At 52.5% G+C, this 21,693-nt stretch carries 21 protein-coding genes; 8 read left to right on the plus strand and 13 right to left on the minus strand.

Annotated features, from left to right (window positions below):
- Positions 1–3: 3 nt before the first annotated feature.
- From PMI11_RS17990 to PMI11_RS18050, 13 genes are read right to left on the minus strand one after another with little or no spacing between them, the layout of a single operon-like run.
- Positions 4–861: a class I SAM-dependent methyltransferase gene (locus tag PMI11_RS17990; RefSeq protein WP_348257845.1), complete on the minus strand. Its 858-nt coding sequence runs from the start codon at positions 859–861 to the stop codon at positions 4–6.
- Positions 861–1,448 (minus strand): acyltransferase, encoded by a 588-nt coding sequence (locus PMI11_RS17995; protein ID WP_007819692.1) that lies wholly within the window; start codon positions 1,446–1,448, stop codon positions 861–863. The genes PMI11_RS17990 and PMI11_RS17995 overlap by 1 nt, the downstream gene beginning before the upstream one ends.
- On the minus strand, positions 1,445–2,536 hold the full coding sequence (locus PMI11_RS18000) for a glycosyltransferase family protein (protein ID WP_007819694.1): 1,092 nt from the start codon (positions 2,534–2,536) through the stop codon (positions 1,445–1,447). Before PMI11_RS18000 ends, PMI11_RS17995 begins: the two co-directional genes overlap by 4 nt.
- A 5-nt stretch (positions 2,537–2,541) precedes the next feature.
- Positions 2,542–3,903 (minus strand): oligosaccharide repeat unit polymerase, encoded by a 1,362-nt coding sequence (locus PMI11_RS18005; RefSeq protein ID WP_007819696.1) that lies wholly within the window; start codon positions 3,901–3,903, stop codon positions 2,542–2,544.
- On the minus strand, positions 3,893–5,056 hold the full coding sequence (locus tag PMI11_RS18010) for an N-acetyl sugar amidotransferase (protein ID WP_007819699.1): 1,164 nt from the start codon (positions 5,054–5,056) through the stop codon (positions 3,893–3,895). Before PMI11_RS18010 ends, PMI11_RS18005 begins: the two co-directional genes overlap by 11 nt.
- Complete coding sequence (locus tag PMI11_RS18015) at positions 5,049–5,807, minus strand: HisA/HisF-related TIM barrel protein (protein ID WP_007819701.1); 759 nt, start codon at positions 5,805–5,807, stop codon at positions 5,049–5,051. The genes PMI11_RS18010 and PMI11_RS18015 overlap by 8 nt, the downstream gene beginning before the upstream one ends.
- A complete protein-coding gene (gene hisH, locus PMI11_RS18020) occupies positions 5,807–6,406 on the minus strand; it encodes an imidazole glycerol phosphate synthase subunit HisH (protein ID WP_244430611.1) in 600 nt (199 codons plus the stop codon). Before hisH ends, PMI11_RS18015 begins: the two co-directional genes overlap by 1 nt.
- Before the next feature lie 12 nt (positions 6,407–6,418).
- On the minus strand, positions 6,419–8,017 hold the full coding sequence (locus tag PMI11_RS18025) for a lipopolysaccharide biosynthesis protein (RefSeq protein WP_007819704.1): 1,599 nt from the start codon (positions 8,015–8,017) through the stop codon (positions 6,419–6,421).
- Positions 8,014–9,117, minus strand: a complete 1,104-nt coding sequence (locus PMI11_RS18030) for a DegT/DnrJ/EryC1/StrS family aminotransferase (RefSeq protein ID WP_007819706.1) — start codon at positions 9,115–9,117, stop codon at positions 8,014–8,016. Before PMI11_RS18030 ends, PMI11_RS18025 begins: the two co-directional genes overlap by 4 nt.
- Before the next feature lie 47 nt (positions 9,118–9,164).
- On the minus strand, positions 9,165–9,659 hold the full coding sequence (locus tag PMI11_RS18035) for an acyltransferase (protein WP_007819707.1): 495 nt from the start codon (positions 9,657–9,659) through the stop codon (positions 9,165–9,167).
- Positions 9,656–10,720 carry a Gfo/Idh/MocA family protein gene (locus PMI11_RS18040; RefSeq protein WP_007819708.1) on the minus strand — a complete coding sequence of 355 codons (1,065 nt, stop codon included), beginning with the start codon at positions 10,718–10,720 and terminating at the stop codon, positions 9,656–9,658. Before PMI11_RS18040 ends, PMI11_RS18035 begins: the two co-directional genes overlap by 4 nt.
- A 31-nt stretch (positions 10,721–10,751) precedes the next feature.
- A complete protein-coding gene (gene gmd / locus PMI11_RS18045) occupies positions 10,752–11,870 on the minus strand; it encodes a GDP-mannose 4,6-dehydratase (RefSeq protein ID WP_007819709.1) in 1,119 nt (372 codons plus the stop codon).
- A complete protein-coding gene (locus PMI11_RS18050; RefSeq protein WP_007819710.1) occupies positions 11,871–12,851 on the minus strand; it encodes a GDP-L-fucose synthase family protein in 981 nt (326 codons plus the stop codon). It abuts the gene before it with no gap.
- Between the two features lie 462 nt (positions 12,852–13,313).
- On the opposite strand from PMI11_RS18050, the gene PMI11_RS18055 reads away from it, so the two are divergent.
- The 8 genes from PMI11_RS18055 (at position 13,314) to PMI11_RS18090 (ending at position 21,630) form a co-directional block, all read left to right on the plus strand.
- On the plus strand, positions 13,314–14,240 hold the full coding sequence (locus tag PMI11_RS18055; protein ID WP_007819711.1) for a lysylphosphatidylglycerol synthase transmembrane domain-containing protein: 927 nt from the start codon (positions 13,314–13,316) through the stop codon (positions 14,238–14,240).
- A gap of 3 nt (positions 14,241–14,243) precedes the next feature.
- Positions 14,244–15,563 (plus strand): glycosyltransferase family 2 protein, encoded by a 1,320-nt coding sequence (locus tag PMI11_RS18060; RefSeq protein ID WP_007819712.1) that lies wholly within the window; start codon positions 14,244–14,246, stop codon positions 15,561–15,563.
- Positions 15,560–16,339 carry a class I SAM-dependent methyltransferase gene (locus tag PMI11_RS18065; protein ID WP_007819713.1) on the plus strand — a complete coding sequence of 260 codons (780 nt, stop codon included), beginning with the start codon at positions 15,560–15,562 and terminating at the stop codon, positions 16,337–16,339. Before PMI11_RS18060 ends, PMI11_RS18065 begins: the two co-directional genes overlap by 4 nt.
- Entirely contained in the window at positions 16,336–17,088 is a 753-nt protein-coding gene (locus PMI11_RS18070) for an FkbM family methyltransferase (RefSeq protein WP_007819714.1), read from the plus strand. The genes PMI11_RS18065 and PMI11_RS18070 overlap by 4 nt, the downstream gene beginning before the upstream one ends.
- Before the next feature lie 10 nt (positions 17,089–17,098).
- Positions 17,099–17,947: an FkbM family methyltransferase gene (locus tag PMI11_RS18075; RefSeq protein ID WP_007819720.1), complete on the plus strand. Its 849-nt coding sequence runs from the start codon at positions 17,099–17,101 to the stop codon at positions 17,945–17,947.
- Between the two features lie 56 nt (positions 17,948–18,003).
- Positions 18,004–19,533 (plus strand): hypothetical protein, encoded by a 1,530-nt coding sequence (locus PMI11_RS18080; RefSeq protein ID WP_007819723.1) that lies wholly within the window; start codon positions 18,004–18,006, stop codon positions 19,531–19,533.
- 110 nt (positions 19,534–19,643) lie between these two features.
- Complete coding sequence (locus tag PMI11_RS18085; RefSeq protein ID WP_007819729.1) at positions 19,644–20,651, plus strand: fatty acid desaturase family protein; 1,008 nt, start codon at positions 19,644–19,646, stop codon at positions 20,649–20,651.
- On the plus strand, positions 20,608–21,630 hold the full coding sequence (locus PMI11_RS18090) for a class I SAM-dependent methyltransferase (RefSeq protein ID WP_244430615.1): 1,023 nt from the start codon (positions 20,608–20,610) through the stop codon (positions 21,628–21,630). The genes PMI11_RS18085 and PMI11_RS18090 overlap by 44 nt, the downstream gene beginning before the upstream one ends.
- The last annotated feature ends 63 nt before the right edge of the window (positions 21,631–21,693 follow it).

A 21,693-nucleotide genomic window follows, 5' to 3' on the forward strand; every position in this document is an offset into this window, starting at 1 on the left:
TCTCTATCTGGGCCTCGTGGCTATGAAGGAGTACAGCCGTCCGGGTCGGTTGTCGAACACCCGTGCAATACGTGACAGAACGGTCCAAACCGGGTCGAAACGCAAGATTGCGGAAGCGGCACCGCCGACGAGTGGCAGCTTGGCTTCGACACGCGCCCCGAGTTCTCTTTTTAGTTCATTCCTGGTGTACGGAGCAAAATTTATTTCGCTTTCGAGAGGTGCCAGGACTTTGTCCATATCAAACCCGGCGGAAACAATAGCATTTTCGTAATCCGTCAGAAGGAAAGCATTCTCTCCACCATACAACTTATGAAGAGGATGCTGGTCCAGAAAGACCGGAAGATCGTTTTTCGAGGAAATGACGTGTTCTCTTACGGCGATCAGGCGGCCGCCGGGCTTCAGGACACGAAAGAACTCCCGGCAGGCGGCTGCCAAATCCGATGTGTGGTGTAAGACGGCTCTTGCAAAGACGACATCAAACGCCTGGTCGGGAAACGGTAATTTCTCAGAGAACTCTTCCACCGCTTGAATCGGCAGCTTTGTTTCCTCCGCGAGATGTTTTATCGCTCCGGAACCGACGAGGTCGCTTTTGTCGGGTTCAAGGGCAGTGACATTGAAGCCTTCCTTGGCCAGAGCATAGCTTGCGATACCTCGCCCTGCGCCGATATCGACGGCGCTGCCCCGCTGCTCAGGAAGAAACTTACGGATGGCTGCCCACTCGTCGCTACGCCAGTAACGGTCGGCTGCTTTCGAAAGAGGGTCGTCATAATAGGCATCGATAACAAGCTTCTGCTGGTCGGGTTGTTCCCGGAGCCATTGTACAGCCTGCTCCCATGTATCCAGATGCTGCGATGTCATCATCAATCCTGAGTTAAGACTGCTTCCGGCGTTATGTGGCGAATGATCCGAGCCGGGTTACCTGCGACAACCGTGTAGGGTGCTACATCGCGCGTCACAACGGCTTGCGCACCAATAACCGCACCTTCGCCGACTGTCACGCCCTTCAAGATACTGGCGCCAAAGCCGATCCACACTTTATCTTGGATCACAACTGGCCTAATCGCGACTCCGGACCAGTCCTTCCGACCTATACCCCAATCCCGAACATCGTTTTTTCGCTGGTTCCAATCCAGCGAGTGAGAGTCGTGGTCTACGATCGTTACGCCCCAGGAAATAATGACATCATTTCCAATTTTGATGCCTGAGTGGCAAACTAGATGGCTTGATCCCAGGTAACATCGATCGCCAATCGAAACGCGCCCATTCGGGTCGTCGAAACTGATAATGCAGTTTATAATGCAGTCTCGACCAATTTGAGTGTTACCACCTCGTACGGAGCGCAAGGCCAGCCAGCGAACCCTGCTCCGCGTTCCCACAACGAACCGACTTCTGTTCCGCACCAAAATGCCAGCTAGAAGATTACCTATTGCTGATGGATTGAGCTTCATGCGATCTCGACCAGTCGATTGAACTGCTGCCACTGAGCATCTTTGTTATAGAGTGTCCTGATCATACTGTGGCCTTTGGCTGCCACTGATTGTAGGTGCCGTCGATCAGCAAGTAGGTCGCGTATGATAGATACCGCGGCTCGAGCGCTATCATAAGTTAACATGGTTTCGCCATCCACCATGCCCTGTGGGTAGTTCCCGGCGTCGGATACCATGGCTGCGCCACAACCTAGTGCCTCCCAGCAGCGCATATTACCTCGGTCGGGGCCGGCCATGTCGACAGCACCATTCAACACGATTTTTGCCTGTGAGATGGCGCTATAGAGGTCCCGTCCAAAAATAGCTTGCTGGGAAACTGCTCGGATGCTCTTCGGCCGTTTGTGCTCACGCAGAGGCGGGAGCCAGCCTATCGGGCTTTCCGCGAGGCGGGTGAGGCGGGATCGGTCAAGGTGATATACAACCCTAAATTCCTTGCCGAGCTCAGAGACCGCCTCCAGAATTTCGGCGCGCTTGCGATGGTGGCGGCTGTAACCTCCAACAAATAAAACATCCACTGACCGGTTGCCGTTGGCGGCATAGTTATCCATTGCAGGGTCATGTGCCGGCGCAAAATACTCCGCATGCCATCCATGCTTGCGGTAACTTTCTAAAATGATTGGAAAGTTGCAAACGATAAGATCATACGCTCCGAAATCAACATTACCGGACGGAGCCGCCCTCCACATGATGGATTTGCGAACACTACCCGGCAGTTTTCGTAAAAACTCGCTGCCGTAACGCATCGGATCCATGTTATAAAAAACCTCAGTTCGGTGATGCTCTATTTGACTAAGCAGGATCTCTTCCATGCTGGTTGAACTCGGAAGACCATTCTCTGCAGCCCAATATTTTTGAAGCTTTTCATCGTCGCCATTTGTGAAAAAGACGTCAGGCGCCAACTCGATTGGAGGTTTGAGGATGTGACATGCCCCATAAGAGTCGTCCAGAAAGACCTGCAATCGCTTCCGGAACTCTATTTCCTGGTTTGCAAGGCGATTGAGGCGCGGCAAATAGGATGCATATACACCTGAGTTCTGGAAAATACGCATGTCGTTTATGCCTGCTTCAGGCTGGCCATGTTGTCGACACTGCCTGGATACTGGTTGATCGGGCGCCATTTGAAAGCGCAAGACATTGCTATGGTCAATGGTACAACCAAGATCAATCCGCCCGTGACCATTGCGGTTTGCAATGCGGTGGATAGCATGATGAAGACGCCCGAATGGCCGAGCGCCAGACCGGAAATGGTCGCTGCCGTCTTGCCTCGCTTTACGATTAGCTCGGTATCGAGCCATCTCACGAAAAAGCCCGCCATAAGTGAGAGAGCAAGGACGCCAGCCCAGGAAAAATCTGCCCAGGCATCGGCAATGAACATCGCGGTTGTCGTCGAGCCCATCACTCCGCGATGCACTGCGCCAACAAGCAGATAGGTGGGCGGAGTTGACTCTGATTGCAGGATATTGGCCAACCAGCTGAACTGACGACCCCAACTATGCGGAAGCACGCTTGGGATTGCTGCGAAATATTCCAACAGGCTTTCATTAACGATCATGAAGACACGGTAGAAGAGGAAATCGAGCGTTTCTCCGACACCGCTGACTTCTCGAATGGCGATCGCCGTCATCGCTCCGAACAGCACAACACAAACGGCGATAAAACCGAGAGCCGCGCCGAGGCGGACCTGAAGTGATCGCCGGAGATATTCGATCACCATCAATTGCAAGATGAAAATCGCTAGCGGTGCCTTGCTCAACGTCGCTGCCTTTTCGAAAAGCACGACGGCAATAAACGCCCAGGCCAAAGGTCGGAGCCAGATAGACCTCTCCCTCAATGCGACGAAACAGCAAAATGCCAGAAACGGGAACAGGTTAGAGTTAAAGAGGTTCAATAGATAAAATTGGCTGCCCCCGAATTCACGGCGCATCGCTATCTTTTCGAGTTCGCTCGCACCTGTGTGAAAATAGGTTAGCACATGCGGAACGCTGTTCTCGCTGAGGATAAAAAATCCGAGAACCAGCACGCCGATGGTAGCTATAATCTCAAGCCTCTCGGAGAAGCCTCTAGAAACCCGTACACCTTGCAGGTTCCAATTGCTAATGGCGTCGCGCATTTGCTGACGGCTGATCCCCAAAACTTTATCGGAGAGAGCTATTCCAATACATACGGAACAAAACGATAGAGCTAAAGCGAGATCCAGGGTGGGAATGACCTCCCCTTCGGGTGCCGCAGACAGTATTTTTTCAAAAAATGCGGTCTGGGGCCCCCATATACGTGTGTAATAAAGATAAAGCGGGCCATGCAGAACGAGCATCAGCCCAAGCAGCAGGGAGGAAACGGTAAAATTTACCCCGATGCGCCGGAAGTAAAATACCGCAGATAGAACAACCGCGATCGAGAAGACGAGGCTAGTCGACATTTGTTGCCTTAGCGGTCACGTGACGACGGGCCGGCACCAGTTTTCGAACCCAGCGACGCAACTGCATGAGTACCTTGTGCAGCATCATACCGTTGGGATAATCAGTGTGAGGAACTGGCGGCGCCAGGATGTAGGACTGGAGTTGTTGTTCGGTCAATCCCAGCTTTTTGGCGACGAACTTGGTTTCCCTGCGTGCATCTCTTTCAAGTATGATCGGCTTTGAAATCTCTGCCAGGGCGTCATCGCGTGTCATCTGTCCTGCTACGATCAGGCTCGACAGATGCAGCCTTCGCTTATCGAAGTGGAATTTCGCCGGCAGATATATGTCCTGATAAAACTTCGTGAAACGAGACTCGCTGTGCTTGCTGCCATAGTCGCGCCAGCCATATTCTCGGCGCAGCTCTTCCTGTGCCTTCTCCTTGTCGTAATCGAAATAATTCAGCGGGCGATGAATTGTAAGCTGCTTCCGTACCCGCGTCATCCAGATATATTCCGGAAAGCTCATGAAGGGGTAGGTGGCGAGCGTTATGGAGCCGAAGCGTTGCTGAATGGCGCGTGCATGTGTTCCGTCGACGGAAGGGTAGCCGAAGCCGGGAGGAATGACGGATTCGGACGCGAAGTTGACGCCGCTCAGAAAATGCCGAATACCGAACTTTGCCGCGGTCCTGTAGAGGGTCGAAAAAAACGCGTGATCCTGCGGGATATCCTGATTGAGCACGGATGCTTTCAGGAACGAGACCTGAAGATCGCGCATTTCCTGCCACTCGACAATATAGGTATGAAGGTCGAGGTCAAGCTTCCGCACCAGTCTTTCGATGTTGTGGACGGCAGGCTCGGAATTCCAGCCGCCATCGATGTGGACCGCGAGCAAGCGGAGACCATGCTTGCGACCGGCGAGATGGGCGAGGAAGGCGCTGTCGATACCGCCGCTGAGCCCCACCATCGCATCATAGGGCTTATCCTTGCCTTCCTGCTTCAGCATGGCGACAAGACGTTGCATCCTGAGATCGCCCTCGGGGCCGGGCCACCATTCATGCGATTTTCTGGTGAGCGCATCGCGGCAACAATTGCACTGCCCGCTGGCGTCGAACTCGATTGCCGGATTGGAATTGTCCATAATGCAGAAGGAACATATCCGTTGCGCTTTACGCATGGGCGTGACGCTCCATTCCTTCAAGCATTTCTGGATCGGGATAATTTACCAGAACCGCACGCAACCGGCCGACAAAGGTGAATGTGCTTCCTGATGCCGCAGCCGATGCGCCTGCACGCAAACCCTCGGCCAAGTGATCATAGTTTCCTGCGCCGCCGAGCGCGATGACGGGTACGCTTAATCTGCTCGTCACAGACTTTATAAGTTCGAGGTCGTAGCCCGATCGCCTCCCGTCGAGCGTTACGGACTGAAGGATGATTTCGCCGACACCCAGATCCTGAAGCCACAGGCAAAACTCCACCGGATCCTCCGGCGCATCGGAATTCAATTGGACGCACCTTGCCGCAGAACCTTGTCCTTTGACGTCGACGCAGGCAACAAGCGCCTGGCTTCCCATATCCGCGGCAATCGCCTTCAGCAATTGTGGGTCGCCGGCGCGGCTTCCAAGGACGAATTTTTCGACGCCGAAGCGATTAAGATCTTCGCATTCCTGCAGCCGGCTTATTCCGCCGCCATAAGCCAGCGGCATGAAACATTCGGTTGCCAGTTCACGCATGAAGCCGATATCAGGTCCGCGGCCCTTCTTGGCGGCATCGATATCGAGGATACATATCTCATCGACTTCCTTCTCGTTGAAAAGCCGCACGACATTGAACGGATCGCCGATATAGGTCCGCTCGCCGAATTCAACAGTTTTGACGAGCCGATGTTTTTCGTCGACCAGCAGAACAGGGATAAGCCTTTTTCTCATCAAATCTTCCCGAAGGCCTCAAGCACGCGCATGCCGAAGCGGTGGCTCTTTTCCGGGTGGAACTGCACGCCGCTTACATTTCCGGAATTCACGGCGCAGCAGATTTCGCTACCGTAATCGATTGTCGCCGCCACGTCCTGAGGGCTGTCGCACTGCACATAATAGCCGTGATCGAAATAAAAGCGCTCGCCATGTACTGCCGAGTCGAAAAGAGCGCTCTTGCGCGCCGGCTTCACCTCGAGCCAGCCGATATGCGGCACTTTAAGAGGGGATTCGGGCGGCAAGGTGATCCGAAGTACATCCGCCGCGACCCAGCCCAAGCCGGCCTGAACACCTTCGTCGCTTCTGCGCGCCAGCAACTGCATGCCAAGGCAGATGCCAAGAACGGGAATTTGCCGCTTCTGTGCCGCTTCATTGAGCGGGTCAATCAATCCCTTGTTCTGCAGGGTCAGCATGGCTTTGTCGAACGCGCCGACGCCTGGAAGAATGAGCTTGGAGGCATTTCTGATCTTGTCAGGATCGCTGCTTGTTTCGGCATCGATCCCGAGATAGTCCGCCATATTGATGATCGCACCAATATTACCGACACCGTAGTCCACTACAGTGATCACTCAAAGCCCTCTCTTATGTTTCGTCAGGCCATGCAACCGGCCGAAATACCGATCTACGATTGTGCTTCTAACGGAGCTATAAATCCTGGACAAGATAATACGTCCGGTTTTTGACGACATGGCGGTGAGCACCATCGCCATTCCGACAATGCCGAAAAACAGGATGTAGGCGAGGCCGAGCAGGAACCAGTTGTCGATCCACTGGAATTGCACTTGATAGAAAACGAGCGAGAGCACGGAACCAACAACAGTTGGGCCAACGGTGCTCGCAAACATCTGCTCACCGCTGAACGCCGCAAAGAAGCGGCGGCGGATCACAACGAGCGTGAGGCCGAATCGGATGATGGTTGCAGCCAACAGGCCACTGCCTGCAGCGACGGGGCCGAAATATCCTATGAAAACAATCGAGAAGATGACTGTCATTATAGAATATGCCAGCGAGACCATCGTCACGGTCGCATTTTTCCCCATGCTGGCGGCATAGTAGAAAAACACGTTGTAGCTGCATCCGATCAAGCCTCCGAGGATGAGAACCTGTAACAGATGGCCGGCAGCCTCGGCCGTTTCCGTCCCGACCCAAAGTGTGAGCAGGGGTCGTGAGAGAATTGCGATCGGCGATAGCATGATTGCGCCGAATGCCGCATTGACCCATGAAGAGCTGAGGAAAAAATCAAATCGTTCGGACTCGCTGCTGGCGGACATGCTGCCGAAGCGCGGAAAAAGCACCTCGCATGCACGTATCGTCGCAATGTAGCCGGCCTCCTGCACGCGATTGCAGATATTATATTGTCCGACCACGGCGGCAGGGGCCAGGGACGCAAGCACGTACCTGTCCATCTGGTTGCCGAAAATACCTGCAAGTTGCGATAGTCCTTGCCATTTCCCGAAATGTAGCAGGGCGTTTAGTTCGTCTCCGACCTTTGGGCCTGCGTGTTCGTCACGGCGCAGGATATGACGTGTGACAAGGAGCCATCCTGCCGCAGACAGGATGAGGCTTCCGGCGAAGCCGGACAGATAGCCATTCAGCGTTGGGATAAACCAGGTAAATCCCAACGTGACGAAAACCGTGACAAAAGAACTCCAGGCGGAAGCCTTGGCAACATTCTTGAAATTTTGTCGCCCTACGGAAATGGCCTGCAGCACCAGTGAAAACTGCTGGGCAAAAATGCCCGCTGCAGCGATCAAGAATGGAACAGTGAAGCTCTGGGAGCCAGAGCCCCCGTCGCTTACGAGGCTTCTCATGATCCATGGTCCGGTCAGCACCAGGGCGATACAGCCGATTGCCGACGCGATGAGACACATCTTCAATGCAACGGCTGCGACGTGAAATGCAGCGCCATATTCACCGCGTCCTGTTCTCGTCGAAGTCTCGCGGACCGTTGCCTGGCCGAGGACGGTGCCGATGAGCGTGAGGGGCGCGGTGACCGCAATGACAATGCCGGCATAGCCGAAATCATGCAATCCGATCCAGCGAACGACAAAAGGCACCGTGGCCAGATTCGCAATAAGCGTAAAGACGAAAGCCGCCAGATTCCAGCTGGAGTTACCGAGGAGGCTTGAGCGTGCTTCTCCCCGGTCGCCGGATTGCGGCTTGCTCACGCAGCAAATCCCCTGACGGTGTCGGCCACGTAAGCGAGCTGATCTTCGGTCATCTCGGGGAATATCGGAATTGACAGGATCCGCGATTGATTATGGAAGGCATTGGGAAAGTCTTCCGCGTGAAGGCCCAGATGTTCGTAAGCGGAGAGAAAGGGCAACGCGACCGGATAGTTTATGACTGTCTGGACGCCATGTTCATTCAGGTGAGCAGCAAGGGCGTCACGACGCTCATGCTTGACGACGAAAAGGTGGTAGACGTGCGTTCTGCCAGGCGCAGTTTCCGGCAGTTCCAGCCCGCCGACATTGCCGAGCGCCGCGGCATAGCGCGCCGCAACCTCTTGCCGCTTCGCGGTCCATTCGGCGAGGCGCGGAAGCTTGACCGACAGAATGGCCGCTTGAAGTCCGTCGAGCCGGCTGTTGATGCCTTCGATCCGGTGCTCACCCTTTATCAGGCCACCGTGACGGGCAAACATTGCCATTTTGTCGGCAAGGGATCTGTCCTTGCAGGTGATGGCACCGGCATCCCCCATGGCGCCAAGGTTTTTCCCCGGATAGAACGAATAGGAGGCCGCATCCCCGAAGCTTCCGACCATCTGTCCGTCAACTTCCGCCAGATGCGCTTGAGCGCAATCTTCGATAACCCAAAGGCCATGCTTGCGGGCAATCGCCATGATCGCACGCATGTCGGCGGGCTGCCCATACAGGTGGACAGGGATAATGCCGACGGTGCGCGAGGTAATCTTTTCTTCGAGCTTGGCGGGGTCGATCGTGAAGGTCGTGGCATCCGTGTCACAAAAGACGACCTTGCCGCCGGCTTGCGTGATGGTCTCGCTGGTGGAAATCCAGGAATGTGCGGTCGTAATGATCTCGTCGCCGGGCTTTACACCGAGCGCGTGCATGGCGATGTAGAGCGAATCCGTGCCGTTTGCGCAGGAAACGCAATAGGGCGCGCCGACCGCGGCAGCAAATTCGTCCTCGAACTTCTGAACGAAGGGGCCCCGGATGAAGGCCGAGGATTTGATGACGTCGGCAATAGCTGCATCGATCTCGTCCTTTATCGACAGATATTGCAGATGAAGATCGGCGAAGGGGACTTTCATGATGTCGCTCTCGGTATGTCGATTGATGTTGATACGTCCGCTTTATTTCAATTCTCGGCAGATCCGGTGTCGTCAACAGGGCGCATGAACCGAGCCGGATTGCCGACATAAATCCCGGAAACCTCGATGTCACGGGTCACGACCGCTCCGGCGCCGATAACCACATCGTCACAAATGGTTACCGGCAGGATTGTGGCATTCGATCCGATGGACACACGATTTCCGATGCGTGTCTCCTTCCAGAGTGTCCGGTTTCCTCTCGCCGGTCCGCCGTTGGAGAAAAGATCGTTGATGAACATCACACCATGTCCGATGAAGCAATCGTCGCCGATCTGCACGAGCTCGCAAATGAAACTATGCGACTGCACCTTCGTGCGAGCGCCGATCTGAACACCCTTCTGGATCTCGACGAAGGGGCCTACGAAACAGTCATCCGACAGCGCGCATTCATAGACATTGGCAGGCTCCACGATCTTCACGCGATCGCCGCAGGTTACATCCCGGATCTGCGCCTTCCAGAGTGTCGGCGAACGACCCGTCACGAGGACCGGCTTCCCAATTTGGAATATTTGACCTCCAGGGGCAGGCTGATTTCCTTCTGGGATGCGATCGATTCATAGAGCGCCATAATGAGCTCCAGGCTCTGTCGGCCCTCGTGACCGTCGACAAGAGCCTTGCTGTTATTCACCAGGCAATCAACCACATGCTCGTAATAGGCCTGATGGCCGAAGCCATAGACATTTGGCGGATTGACCGAATACTTTTCCATGACCTCGGCATCGGCGGGATCGTTGTCGCCGAATTGCCAGGTCCTAATCTTGTTGACCGCAAAACCTGCAATTTCCACTGACCCGCCGGCGCCAAGGATCGAGATCGAGCCCTCGATATCCTTGGGGCGTGTCGCGGAGGTCGCCTCAATAATCCCCAGGGCACCGTTGCGGAATTTCAGCGTGGCAACGGCGGTATCCTCGGCCTCGATATTGACCAGTGCTGTGGTGGCACGGGCGTGAACGCTCTCCACTTCGCCCATGAACCAAGTCAGCATGTCGATGTGATGGCTTGCCTGATTGGCCAGAACGCCCCCGTCGTAAGCCCAGGTGCCGCGCCAGTTGTCCTGATCGTAATAGCTTTGGTCGCGGCACCAGCGGACCCGGACGGTGCCGAGGACGAGTTTGCCGAAACGGCCGCTATCCAATGCCTCGCGTGCCTTGACGACAGGAACGTTGAAACGGTTCTGCTTAACGACGAACAGGCGTACGTCATTGTCATCGCACGCCTTAATCATGGCCTCCGCATCGGTCAGCGTCAGCGCCATCGGCTTCTCGACGACGATATGTCGCTTGTACTTGGCCAGTGCGATCACGTGCTCGGCATGCATGCCGCTAGGCGTTAACACCGACACGACATCAATCTGCTCGTTCTGCATCATGTCGTCAAACGACTGGTAATAGGGCACGCCGAAACGCTCGCCGAATTCCTTTGCCTTTTCGAGAACAACATCGCAAACCGCTGTCAATCTTGCGTCTTCGATCTGCTCAAGGCCAAGCAGTTCCGAATGTCTTTTTGCGATCCGCCCGCAACCAACAATAGCGAAATTTATCACGATCTCTTTCCTGGTGACTTTGAGGCCGTTATTATTCGGTGCTGACCCTGACGTCAAACCCGTGACGTTTGAGCAGAGCGTGTCGCTGCGCCTCCACCAGATCGTGCGAGACCATTTCAGCGCACATTTCCCTCGCCGAAATCTCCGGGACCCATCCCAGCAGATCCCGGGCTTTGCTGGGGTCACCAAGCAGGGTCTCGACCTCGGCCGGGCGGAAATATCGAGGATCGATCCTGACGATGGTATCGCCTGGCTTCAGCGCTGGCGTATTATCTCCGGACACGGATTCCACGATGCCTTGTTCCTCCAAGCCGCTTCCCTCAAAGCGCAGCTTGATGCCCAGATCCTCCGCGGCCCATTCGATGAACTGGCGCACGCTATATTGCTTGCCGGTAGCAATAACGAAGTCCCGTGGGTGCTCCTGCTGGAGCATCATCCACTGCATGCGGACATAATCCTTTGCATGTCCCCAGTCGCGCAATGCGTCAAGGTTGCCCATATAAATGCATTTCTCGAGGCCTTGCGCGATATTCGCTATCCCACGCGTAATCTTTCTCGTCACGAATGTTTCACCGCGGCGGGGGCTCTCGTGATTGAACAATATGCCGTTGCACGCGTAAATGCCGTAGGATTCGCGATAATTCACGGTAATCCAGTAAGCGTATAGCTTTGCGACTGCGTAAGGACTGCGGGGATAGAAGGGGGTTGTTTCCTTCTGTGGCGTTTCCTGGACGAGCCCATAAAGTTCGCTGGTACTGGCTTGATAGAAACGCGTCTTTTTTTCGAGGCCTAGAATCCGGATGGCTTCTAAAAGCCGCACCGTGCCCAAGGCGTCGGTATCGCCAGTATATTCGGGGCTTTCGAAGCTGACGGCCACATGGCTTTGGGCGCCAAGATTGTAGATCTCATCAGGCTGGGTGTCTTGAATGATGCGGATCAGGTTGCTCGTATCCGTCAGATCGCCGTAATGCAGCTTGAACCGCATGTTCTCGTTGTGCGGATCTTCGTAGATGTGATCAATACGCTGCGTATTGAACGAGCTCATGCGCCGCTTGATCCCGTGAACCTCATATCCTTTCGAAAGAAGGAGTTCCGCAAGATAAGAACCGTCTTGTCCGGTTATGCCGGTTATTAATGCGACTTTGCTCATTTATGCAACTTTCTCTCGGGATAGGAAATCTTCGTAGGCCAGCTTGAGGCCCTGCTGCAGGTCAACGATTGGCAACCAGCCGAGATTTCTTGCGACTTCGCTTTCCATCAACTTGCGGGGAGTACCGTCGGGTTTAGTTGTATCGAAGCCGATACTGCCAGTGAAGCCAACGATCTCGCTAATGAGGGTTGCAACTTCAAGGATGGTTACGTCGCTTCCGTAGCCGACATTGATGTGGCTTTGTCCTGCTGGCATCAGCCTCTTATAGTCTTCACGAGGCAAATCCATGATGTGAACACTCGCCGCGGCCATATCATCGACATAAAGAAATTCTCGCATAGGCGTGCCGCTACCCCATAGCGTTACACTTGAGGCTCCGCTCACCTTTGCCTCGTGGAAGCGCCTTATCAATGCGGGAATAACGTGGGAATTCTGCGGGTGATAGGAGTCGCCAACACCGTAGAGATTGCTAGGCATTATGCATCGGTAGTCGACATCATGGCTATCGCCATATTGGCGGTTGTAGCTCTCGCACAACTTGATACCGGCGATCTTAGCAATGGCATAGGGCTCGTTGGTCGGCTCCAAAGGGCCCGTCAGAAGTGCGCTTTCCTTGATCGGCTGGTCGGCGAGCTTTGGATAAATGCAGCTCGAGCCAAGCAACAACAGCTTTTTAACGCCGGTTCTAAACGCTGCGTCAACGACATTCAGCTCCATCATCAAGTTGTCATAGATGAAGTCAGCCGGATAAGTGTTATTCGCGTAAATACCGCCGACCCTTGCCGCAGCAAGATAAACTTGGTCGGGTCGTTCCCTTTCGAAGAACCGGCGGACGTCGGCTTGTTCGATCAGGTCTAGCTCTCGATGCGGTGCCGTGACGATCAGATCCGCGGGGCAGCCGCTGGCTAGGAGGTGCCGCACAATAGCTGACCCAACCATACCCCTATGTCCCGCCACGAATATTTTCGAAGATTTACGCATGGTTTGCTCGCGGATAGTTAAGGCTTCTTTAGAGGACGCGTCGCCTCTAGCGCCGCATATTATGCTTTTGGCATTTTGCGGACCGTTACGTTGCGCCTGATTGCGGGTTCCGATTGTAAAAGTCAATCTTGGTCCATCTATTGAAATCGGCCATTCGCAACCCCTCAGTTATGCCTCAAGTAGTACGGGCGCGTAGATCAGGCCTCATGGCACTCCGTGCTGGTCGTGGGACAGCGTATTCCGAAGGGCATTTCCACGACGTGAAGAAGCGGTTGCGACGACAGTGATCGCTGAACAGCCCTGTGGATAATAATCTCGTGGTTGCGGCACTTGGTTATTCTGTTACAAATCAAAAATCTTCGGAAGTTCCAAGAACTCCCGAGGGCAGCGCTATGCTGGAAACGAACGGAAAGGCGGCCTGATATCCGAAATTCTAAAATTCTCCGAGCGACCGCTGCCGGGATGGTAAGTCTAATTTTCGTCTTCGTTTTGGCCAATCGTATAGAATGGCGAGATGCCTTTCGGGTGATGGAATTTGGTATCTCGCCCGGGAGGGTTGCGCTTTTTCTGCTGCTCACAAGTGCGATTGCGTTTGTCTATGCTCTGCGCTGGCGGCTTCTTCTCAATTTTAAACTTGGTGCAATGGCTTCGTTCACCGCTTCGATAATTGGCCTCGGCGGTAATATGTTGCTCCCCGCGCGCGGAGGAGATTTTCTCAGAGTATATTATAGCGGTCAGCGAGTGGAAATTCCCTATGCTGGGGTTTTTAGTCGCCTCGTTGTCGAAAAATTTGTAGATCTCCTTACGATCTTTCTCGTTGGTTTTCTGGCGGCGGTACTAAATCGCTCCTTGGATTCTAATGATTACATCCTCTATTTCTCTGTGGTTGGATTTGCCGGGACGTTGTTAGGCGCAATCGGGTTGCGCTTTTTTTCAAAGCAGTTGTCAGCTGTTGCCAGCAGGCTGCTCCGTCTCTTAAAGCTCAGTTCAGTCGCGGGAAAAGGGGTGGAACGTGTACTGTTTGATATGGGGCGCGGTCTTTCAATCTCCGCAATTGCCCTGCCGAGTTTACTGACCTTGTCGATGTGGGTGTCGTTATACGCTTGGACTTACATATTGGCAGGCCGCATCGTGGGGGTATCCCTCTCGTATGACGAGTCGATTGTCGTTCTGTTTGCTGGGGCGCTGGGTTTAATGATACCCGCTGCTCCTTCAGGCGTTGGGACATTTCATGCTTCCATCGTCTCTGCATTCATATTGCTCGGAAGACCTTCTTCTGAGGGCTTGGTGCTCGCAACCGCGATACATTTTCTATTTTTGGTGATCTACGCAGTTCCTGCCCTGATGATTGGTTGTCAGTGGCGGTTCGGCCGTCTAGCGATAAGGTAGACGATGAAAAAATACTTCTATCATCTTCTGCGCCGATACGTTTCCTTGTTCGTCTTGCCGCAGAATTCCGTTGTGGAAATAGATCCTGCCAATACTCAATTGATAGGGAGTTTCCCCCAGGGAAAAATCGCCTTTCGAAAAGAGGATCGTGACGAGGGCTTCGATGGTGCCCATGCTCTTTCCATCGAGGACGTCCGGAGGAATCCGCCGGATTTTCTGGTTGTAAGTGGATTGATTCACTATGAACGAGACATCCAGGCCCTTTTTGCAGCTGTAAGGGAGCTTTGCCGGTCTGATACAAGGCTGGTCGTGACTTACTACAGTAGCTTGTGGCGGCCTTTTGCAGCGCTTGCATCAAAGCTCAACTTACGCAGTAAACTTCCCGAGGCCAACTGGTTGGCGCACGAGGATATTCACAATCTTCTCGATCTTGAGGATTTTGAACTCATCCGGTTGGATCAGCGTATCCTCGTTCCTTTTTACATTCCCTTTATCAGCGGTTTTACAAATCGCTTTATTGCGCCGCTGCCGTTTTTCAGAATTTTTTGTCTTCTTAACATCGCGATCGCTCGCCCCAAAGTGACTATCCTGGAGAAACCCAAGCCGTCGGTTTCGATTGTCGTCCCAGCCAGGAATGAGGCCGGCAACATAGAACAAATCGTTCGCCGCATTCCCGCGATGGGACCAGAGGACGAGATTATCTTTGTTGAAGGCAACTCCACGGATGAGACGTGGGAGACCATAAAGAAGATAAGCCAACGCTATGGCGATCAATACAAAATCGTAATCGCCCAACAAGATGCGAAGGGAAAAGGCGACGCTGTCCGTAAGGGGTTCAGTTTAGCAACAAAAGACATACTCATGATCCTGGATGCAGACATGACTGTGCCGCCAGAGGATCTTCCAAAGTTTTATCAAGCAATTGTGGCTGACAAAGGTGAATTCATCAATGGAACAAGACTTGTTTACCCGATGGAGAAGGGCGCAATGCGATTCTTCAATCTTATCGGGAACAAGTTTTTTGCGATCGCTTTTTCCTTTGTTCTTGGTCAGAGGTATAAAGATACCCTATGCGGCACCAAGGTGATCAGCCGAGCGAACTACTTGAAGCTTGAAGCCAACCGTTCTTATTTCGGGGAATTCGATCCCTTTGGTGATTTCGACTTGATCTTCGGCGCTGCAAGAATGGGCCTGAAAATCGTTGAGGTACCCATAAGTTATCGTGAGCGGCTCTACGGCGACACCAACATCTCCCGTTGGAGGCATGGCGCCATTCTCTTGGCAATGCTTGCTTTTGCGGCGCGGAAGATAAAGTTCTTATGATGGCCGATGATCTCTATAACCACGACCTTCAAGCAACGCTTGCCAACCGAAGAAGGTTGAAGGCGAATGTGAACCTGATGTACTGGTATGAACAGCTTTACCGTCAGTTGTTTGCCAATGAACCGGATTTTAATTCGTGGCGCGTTCTCGAAATCGGGAGCGGTACTTCGCCGCTGAAACTATACTTTCCGAACGTCATTACATCCGACATACTGAATCTGGACTATCTGGATTTGGTCTTTGATTGCCATGACATTGATGCCTTATCGGAAATTCCGGATCACAGTCTGGATGCGATCACGCTGACAAACGTGCTTCATCATCTTCGCGATCCCATCAGGTTTCTCCGCGGTGCTACGCGAAAACTCCGTGCAAATGGCAGCCTTTATATGGTCGAGCCGTATTTTTCCCTAACCTCTTACCCATTGTACAAGCTCTTGCACCATGAGCCTGTGGATTTCTCGATTAAGCGACCGATCTTAGACAAGATCGACGGTCCCCTTTCATCATCGAACCAAGCGCTTCCGCACATGTTATTCTTCTCACGGAACGGCTGGGAAGATGAAATTGCGGACTGCTATGATCTATCCCGTACAAGACGAAGCTATTTCTCGGCATTTTCGTACATGGCAACTGGCGGGATATCTCGCCGTATTCCGGTGCCGCCATACATCTATAGCATGTGCTTCAAGATCGATCAGGCGATGGCCCGCGCAGCGCCAAAACTTTTCGCTTCTTTTTTCACAGTTCGTCTTTTTGCCCTAGGTGAAAAATGAAGTTGTCCCTGTTTCGCTTGGCAAACTGGCTCTATTCCAGCAATTATCCGCTTTATTATCTTTTATACAGAAATTGGAAAGCGATCGCCGACCGCAAGGAGCGCAAGATCGCTCGGCTGATCTTGCGGCCCGGCATGACGGTTGTCGATATCGGTGCAAATATTGGTGTCTATTCTCGATTTTTTTCGCGCCTCATCGGATCGGAAGGCTCGGTTCACTGTTTTGAGCCCGACCCTATCAATTTCAGCAGGCTTAAGAGGAATATTGCGAGCCTTACGAACGCGATCGCAATTCCAAGCGCGGTCGGCGAGCGTACAGGCAACATAAAGCTCTACACATCCGATGAAATGAATGTGGATCACAGGACATTCGATAGCGGAGATGGTCGCAAGAGTATTGATGTTCCGTTGGTCGCTCTTGATGATTATTTTCGTCCAGGTCATCGTGTCGATTTTATGAAAATCGATGTTCAGGGGTATGAATTGAACGTCTTGCTCGGCGCAAAAAGAGTATTGACGGAAAATCATGATATAAAACTTCTGATGGAATTCTGGCCTTTCGGGCTGCAAAAGGCGGATGTGAACTCCAAAGACGTAGTGCTTTTCTTACAGTCTCTTGGATTTTCTTTAGAAAGTATTGCGGGCTACCCAAATGAAAAATTTGATCCGAGTGAACTTAAACATTTTTCTGCGGACAGCTATTGTAATCTCTTGATATATCGAAAAGAAATCGGCGAAGTTTTAGGATAATAGATCAGCGATGTTTTCAACGGGAACAAAAATACGAATCGCGCGCTGCCTTTCTGCGCTTGTATTGGCTCTCAGGCATGTCTTTGGACTTCCCGACAACGTGGTGGTCGTCCGGAGGGGCATTCGGTGGTCGCTTGATCTAAAGGATGGTATCGACTTTGCGATCTATTTGCTCGGTGGCTTCGAGGTAAGAACGCTTCGGAAATATGCGACCCTAGTTAAGACGGGCGATGTCATTCTCGATATTGGAGCAAATGTTGGCGCTCATACTCTTCCCCTTGCATTGCTGGCTGGTGACTCAGGAAGAGTTCATTCCTTCGAGCCAACCGCGCACGCATACTCGAAGCAATGTGCCAATATTGCATTGAATCCATTGCTTCAATCTCGCATCCGCGCGAACCAGATGATGCTTATGGCGAGTGCGGAGGGTGTTGTGCCGACGGCCGTTTATTCCAGTTGGCCGCTTGAGAGGGCGGACGATCTGCATGCCGAGCATTTTGGACGCTTGATGTCTACTGACGGTGCATTGATGGATACCGTCGACCGTTATGTAGTGGGACTTGGCAATCCAAGGATCGATTTTATCAAGCTCGATGTGGATGGAAATGAGCTCGATGTTTTAGTTGGGGCGCAAGCTGTCCTGAAGCATAGCAAGCCCTCTATCATGCTGGAGCTTGCGCCATATGTGTATGATCAGCAGCCGGAAAAATTCGACCAGCTTCTTCAAATTTTGTGGAACTGCGACTACGAAATTTCGTCTGTTGACTCTATGCGTCCGTTGCCGAGAAACCCCGATGCGGTGCGTAAAATGATTCCGGTGTCCGGCGGAATGAACGTCATTGCTTCACAGAGGAGCTGAGTGGAGCTGGTTAGCGATCTAAATCCAATCAAAGCACCTCATGGGAGGTAAGGCCGATGAATAGCGGAGTGGATATCAACCGCTGGGATAGGTGTGTTTTGATTGGGTCTTTGGCGATCGTTATCGTGCATATTTATGCCTTGATCGTTTTCGGGGCAACTTACTGGGTTGATGGCAGAGATTACATTGAACTTGCGGCGGCTATGAGATCAGCAGCGTCCCTGACTGCTTTTTACGCGACTATTGGACAATGGATTTACAGCCACCTCGGCCCCGGCGTCCCAGTGATTTGGGTCGTTCTACAATTCTTTCCTTCGTCCTGGCAGTGGCCGCTACTTGCGATTTTTCAGCACGCGTTTGCTGCTATCGCGCTCATATTTGCCTTCCGTACGATCTGCGAGTTCTGGCCGTCGCGTTTCCACCTCATCTCGCTGTTTGTGCTGTTGTTTTTGCCTGCCTACCAGTCGTTCCATAATGCGCTTCTCACGGAGTCCGTTACATCCTCTTTGGTTTTGATCGCATTCGCCTGTTGCTTGCGCTTGTCAGTCCGAGGCGAATTTGGAGGGTCATGTTTATATGTAGCGCTCGGAGCGTTATTTGTAGTGACGCAGTTTCGAAGCTATTGGGGAGCTATCATTGCTGCAATGCTATTTTGCTGCTTGTTGTATAGGGGGAGGCTTTTGTCGAGATGGTTGCCTATCTTGATTATTACCTCCATTTCTTCCGCAGTCGCCTATCCTGCCTATCGGTTCCTGGAGACCGGAAGATTCTTTATGCCCTCCGGCGGCCTGAATTTTCTGGTGGCTGGTTTCCAGATCAATCCTCACCCATCAATTGCAGTTCGTAATCTATTCGACACCGTTGATTTCCCATCTTCACTTCCGCGAGATCAGAAAATTGAAACAGGGATGGTCATGGATGACGTCCTCAAACTGGCTCAATTCTGGCATGAGGAGGGGCTTGAGAATGCGGCAATTAACCGTCAAGCAATTGACCTTGGTCAGGCCCTCAGCAACGACGGCATCAGCGTACAGGTCAGTCGGTTCCTGTATAGCCTGGCGTCGATAGGGGTGATTGTTCCACATCTTACGGCTGGATCCGAAAGGGAGATTTTCCGGGGTTACACAGCACAGGCAATGTTCGACCATCAATATTATTATTATCGCTGGCAAGCCTGGACATATGATCAGGATTATGGCGCTTTATTCGCTAGCTTTTTTGATAGCGATAATAGTAACGATCCTGCTCTTCTTGCTGAGACTGGCTTAGCAAACGCTCAAATTCGACAAGCATTCGCCGCTTATATAACGAAGCTGCCGAACCGTTTTCGTGATCCGCTCGAATTGGGCATGGTGCCCCCTGACTTTTGGGTCATTCTGTCTTTTGTCGGCTGTGCACTCCTGATCAGAAGGCTGTCAATTGTGCCCGTTTTTATGTTGTGTGCTGTCGCTATAGCGTTCGCTACGGCTTTCCTTTTTCCAGTTGGAAATACCCGATATGCTGTGCCGCTTCTCCCGCTTTATATACTTTCCACGTCCATTGGTGTAAGTCGGTTTTTTGCTGGAAAGCGGGTGTGCCGATCATGAGTTACCGTGGACTTTGCTCTTCCGTCGAACTGCCTCCTGTGATGCTTGTGGCGCCAGGAACCGGTTTATGTCATCAATCCAGCTCACTGATTTGAGAACTCGTTTTCTGTATGGACGCACGATTCAATGAATGTATGAGGGTTGCGCGGAAGTATGTCGATTCCGATACGCTGGAATCACTTAAGAAGCCGCGACCATTTGCGATACTCACAGCTACTTCGCTGATCTGGCTGCAGGTTGCAGCCTCCTGGGCGATCGCTCTCCTAGGCCCCTGGTGGCTCGTTTGGCTCCCGTTCGTGGTCAATTGCGCGGTGACGCAGGCCATGCTTCTTTGGGTTCATGAGGCCTCGCATTTTCATCTATATTCCAACCGCCGAAATAATGATCTTTGGTGCGATGTCTTTTTCGCTGCGCCTGTAGGCATGTCGGTTGCCGCATATCGGTTCCGTCATATGAGTCACCACGCTCACCTCGGCAGTGAGCAAGATGCAGATGGATATCCTTACCGGCAGTCGATCAAAGGACTTCGTGCCCTGGCTTGGGTCATGGTGAAGGCGCTGAGTGGTTGCATGGGTCTATGGCTCGCCATAGACAAATATGGGGGCGTTGCGCGTAAAAATGCTACGGTTAGCTCAGTTTCACCTTCGTGGGTGGCGCCGCTCGTAACCTTGGTATTCAACGGTATGCTTCTGACCTTGTGCGTCGCGGTGGGCCGCTGGTATTTATATATTTTTCTGTGGGGCTATCCTATTGTCGGCGTTGCAATAGCGCTCAATATCATCCGCACAATCGCCGAGCATCAGCCGGAGGATTATCCAAGCTATGAAGATGGCAAAGAACTAACGATGATGCCGGTTGCGCGCACAACGGTGCCGAACTGGTTTGAAAAGTGGCTTATGTATCAGGCCAACTTTAACTATCATGTCGAACATCATCTTTTTCCAGCGATCCCTCAACACAATCTGACAAAACTGCACAAGCATCTGTTCGATAAGGGCTTCTACGATCATTTCCCAGGAAACCTTCAACAGAGCGGCTTCGTGAAGTTCATTCACCTGTCAAGAAACCGCAGAAATGATGATTTTTCGGATCCCGTCGAAGACGCGCTTGCGGTCTAATATCTTTTCTGAGTTTACAATTGCTGTGATTGATCAAATGAAATGCTCATATACAATCTGTTCGAATTGCAACAGTAGCAGTTTCTCCAGCATTGCGAGCGGGCGAGATTATATCTATCACGGCACCGAAGATGTATTTACTTATGTTCAATGCGATGACTGCCAGCATTTCTATTTGAATCCAAGACCGGCAATAGACCAGTTGTCGCTCATGTACCCCGAAAATTACGGAACGTTTTCAAATAGATTTCAAGGGCGCACCAATATTTTAGCGCGAGTGAAAGTCTTGGTGAATCGGAAGCGTCTGAAGAGCGTTCTGGCTCAGCTTCCGGTTGGTGGCAGAATACTTGATGTCGGATGCGGAAATGGCGAGCTGTTGATTGCGCTCCGGGAAATACGGCCAGACCTCGAGCTTTTTGGGCTGGACTGGCACTTTCCACTGGCGACGCGTCAGGCTCTTGAGAGCAGAGAGATCCATCTGCTCGAGTCCGCGCTAGAGACTGCCGACCTGCCGCCTGTACCCTTTGACCTTATCATTATGCTTCAATTGATTGAACATTTGTGGGAACCGGAAAAAAGTGTCCGTCAGCTTGTCGCTGCATTGGGCGCTGGGGGTCGGCTGCTTATCGAAACGCCGAATACCGACGGTTGGGATAGAAAAATGTTCTCGAGTGGTGCGTGGGGAGGTTACTACTTTCCGCGGCATCTCAATTTGTACAATTTCGAGCGACTCGGCTCGCTTTTGCGCAAGGCGGGAATGGTTGTTGAAACTCAACGCAGCCTGCCGGCGCCGCTGATTTGGGTGTATTCGTTTCAAGCCGCAATACAAGCCCGTTTCGGTTGGAAAAGTACCGTGACAAAGCTGGTGGGGGTGAAAAACTTGCCGCTTATCGCGCTATTTGCATTCATTGATAGTGCATCGATCATTGTGGGACTCACGACGTCAAACCAGCAAATGGTTGCCAAAAAGGTATTCTGATCCGCTGGGATGTTCTCCAATAGGGATGGTCCGGCCTGCTGGGGGCATCCCCAACGAGACGGT

The organism is Rhizobium sp. CF142 (genome assembly GCF_000281145.1).
Taxonomy (GTDB): domain Bacteria; phylum Pseudomonadota; class Alphaproteobacteria; order Rhizobiales; family Rhizobiaceae; genus Rhizobium.

Coding starts and splice junctions, on each gene's coding strand:
- PMI11_RS18065 (WP_007819713.1), top strand. CDS start 15,560: ATGATGGCCGATGATCTCTATAACCACGACCTTCAAGCAACGCTTGCC.
- PMI11_RS18005 (WP_007819696.1), bottom strand. CDS start 3,903: ATGTCGACTAGCCTCGTCTTCTCGATCGCGGTTGTTCTATCTGCGGTA.
- PMI11_RS18055 (WP_007819711.1), top strand. CDS start 13,314: ATGGTAAGTCTAATTTTCGTCTTCGTTTTGGCCAATCGTATAGAATGG.
- PMI11_RS18080 (WP_007819723.1), top strand. CDS start 18,004: ATGAATAGCGGAGTGGATATCAACCGCTGGGATAGGTGTGTTTTGATT.
- PMI11_RS17995 (WP_007819692.1), bottom strand. CDS start 1,448: ATGAAGCTCAATCCATCAGCAATAGGTAATCTTCTAGCTGGCATTTTG.
- PMI11_RS18010 (WP_007819699.1), bottom strand. CDS start 5,056: ATGCGTAAAGCGCAACGGATATGTTCCTTCTGCATTATGGACAATTCC.
- PMI11_RS17990 (WP_348257845.1), bottom strand. CDS start 861: ATGATGACATCGCAGCATCTGGATACATGGGAGCAGGCTGTACAATGG.
- gmd (WP_007819709.1), bottom strand. CDS start 11,870: ATGAGCAAAGTCGCATTAATAACCGGCATAACCGGACAAGACGGTTCT.
- PMI11_RS18015 (WP_007819701.1), bottom strand. CDS start 5,807: ATGAGAAAAAGGCTTATCCCTGTTCTGCTGGTCGACGAAAAACATCGG.
- PMI11_RS18060 (WP_007819712.1), top strand. CDS start 14,244: ATGAAAAAATACTTCTATCATCTTCTGCGCCGATACGTTTCCTTGTTC.
- PMI11_RS18000 (WP_007819694.1), bottom strand. CDS start 2,536: ATGCGTATTTTCCAGAACTCAGGTGTATATGCATCCTATTTGCCGCGC.
- PMI11_RS18030 (WP_007819706.1), bottom strand. CDS start 9,117: ATGAAAGTCCCCTTCGCCGATCTTCATCTGCAATATCTGTCGATAAAG.
- PMI11_RS18075 (WP_007819720.1), top strand. CDS start 17,099: ATGTTTTCAACGGGAACAAAAATACGAATCGCGCGCTGCCTTTCTGCG.
- PMI11_RS18070 (WP_007819714.1), top strand. CDS start 16,336: ATGAAGTTGTCCCTGTTTCGCTTGGCAAACTGGCTCTATTCCAGCAAT.
- PMI11_RS18090 (WP_244430615.1), top strand. CDS start 20,608: ATGATGATTTTTCGGATCCCGTCGAAGACGCGCTTGCGGTCTAATATC.
- PMI11_RS18085 (WP_007819729.1), top strand. CDS start 19,644: ATGGACGCACGATTCAATGAATGTATGAGGGTTGCGCGGAAGTATGTC.
- PMI11_RS18050 (WP_007819710.1), bottom strand. CDS start 12,851: ATGCGTAAATCTTCGAAAATATTCGTGGCGGGACATAGGGGTATGGTT.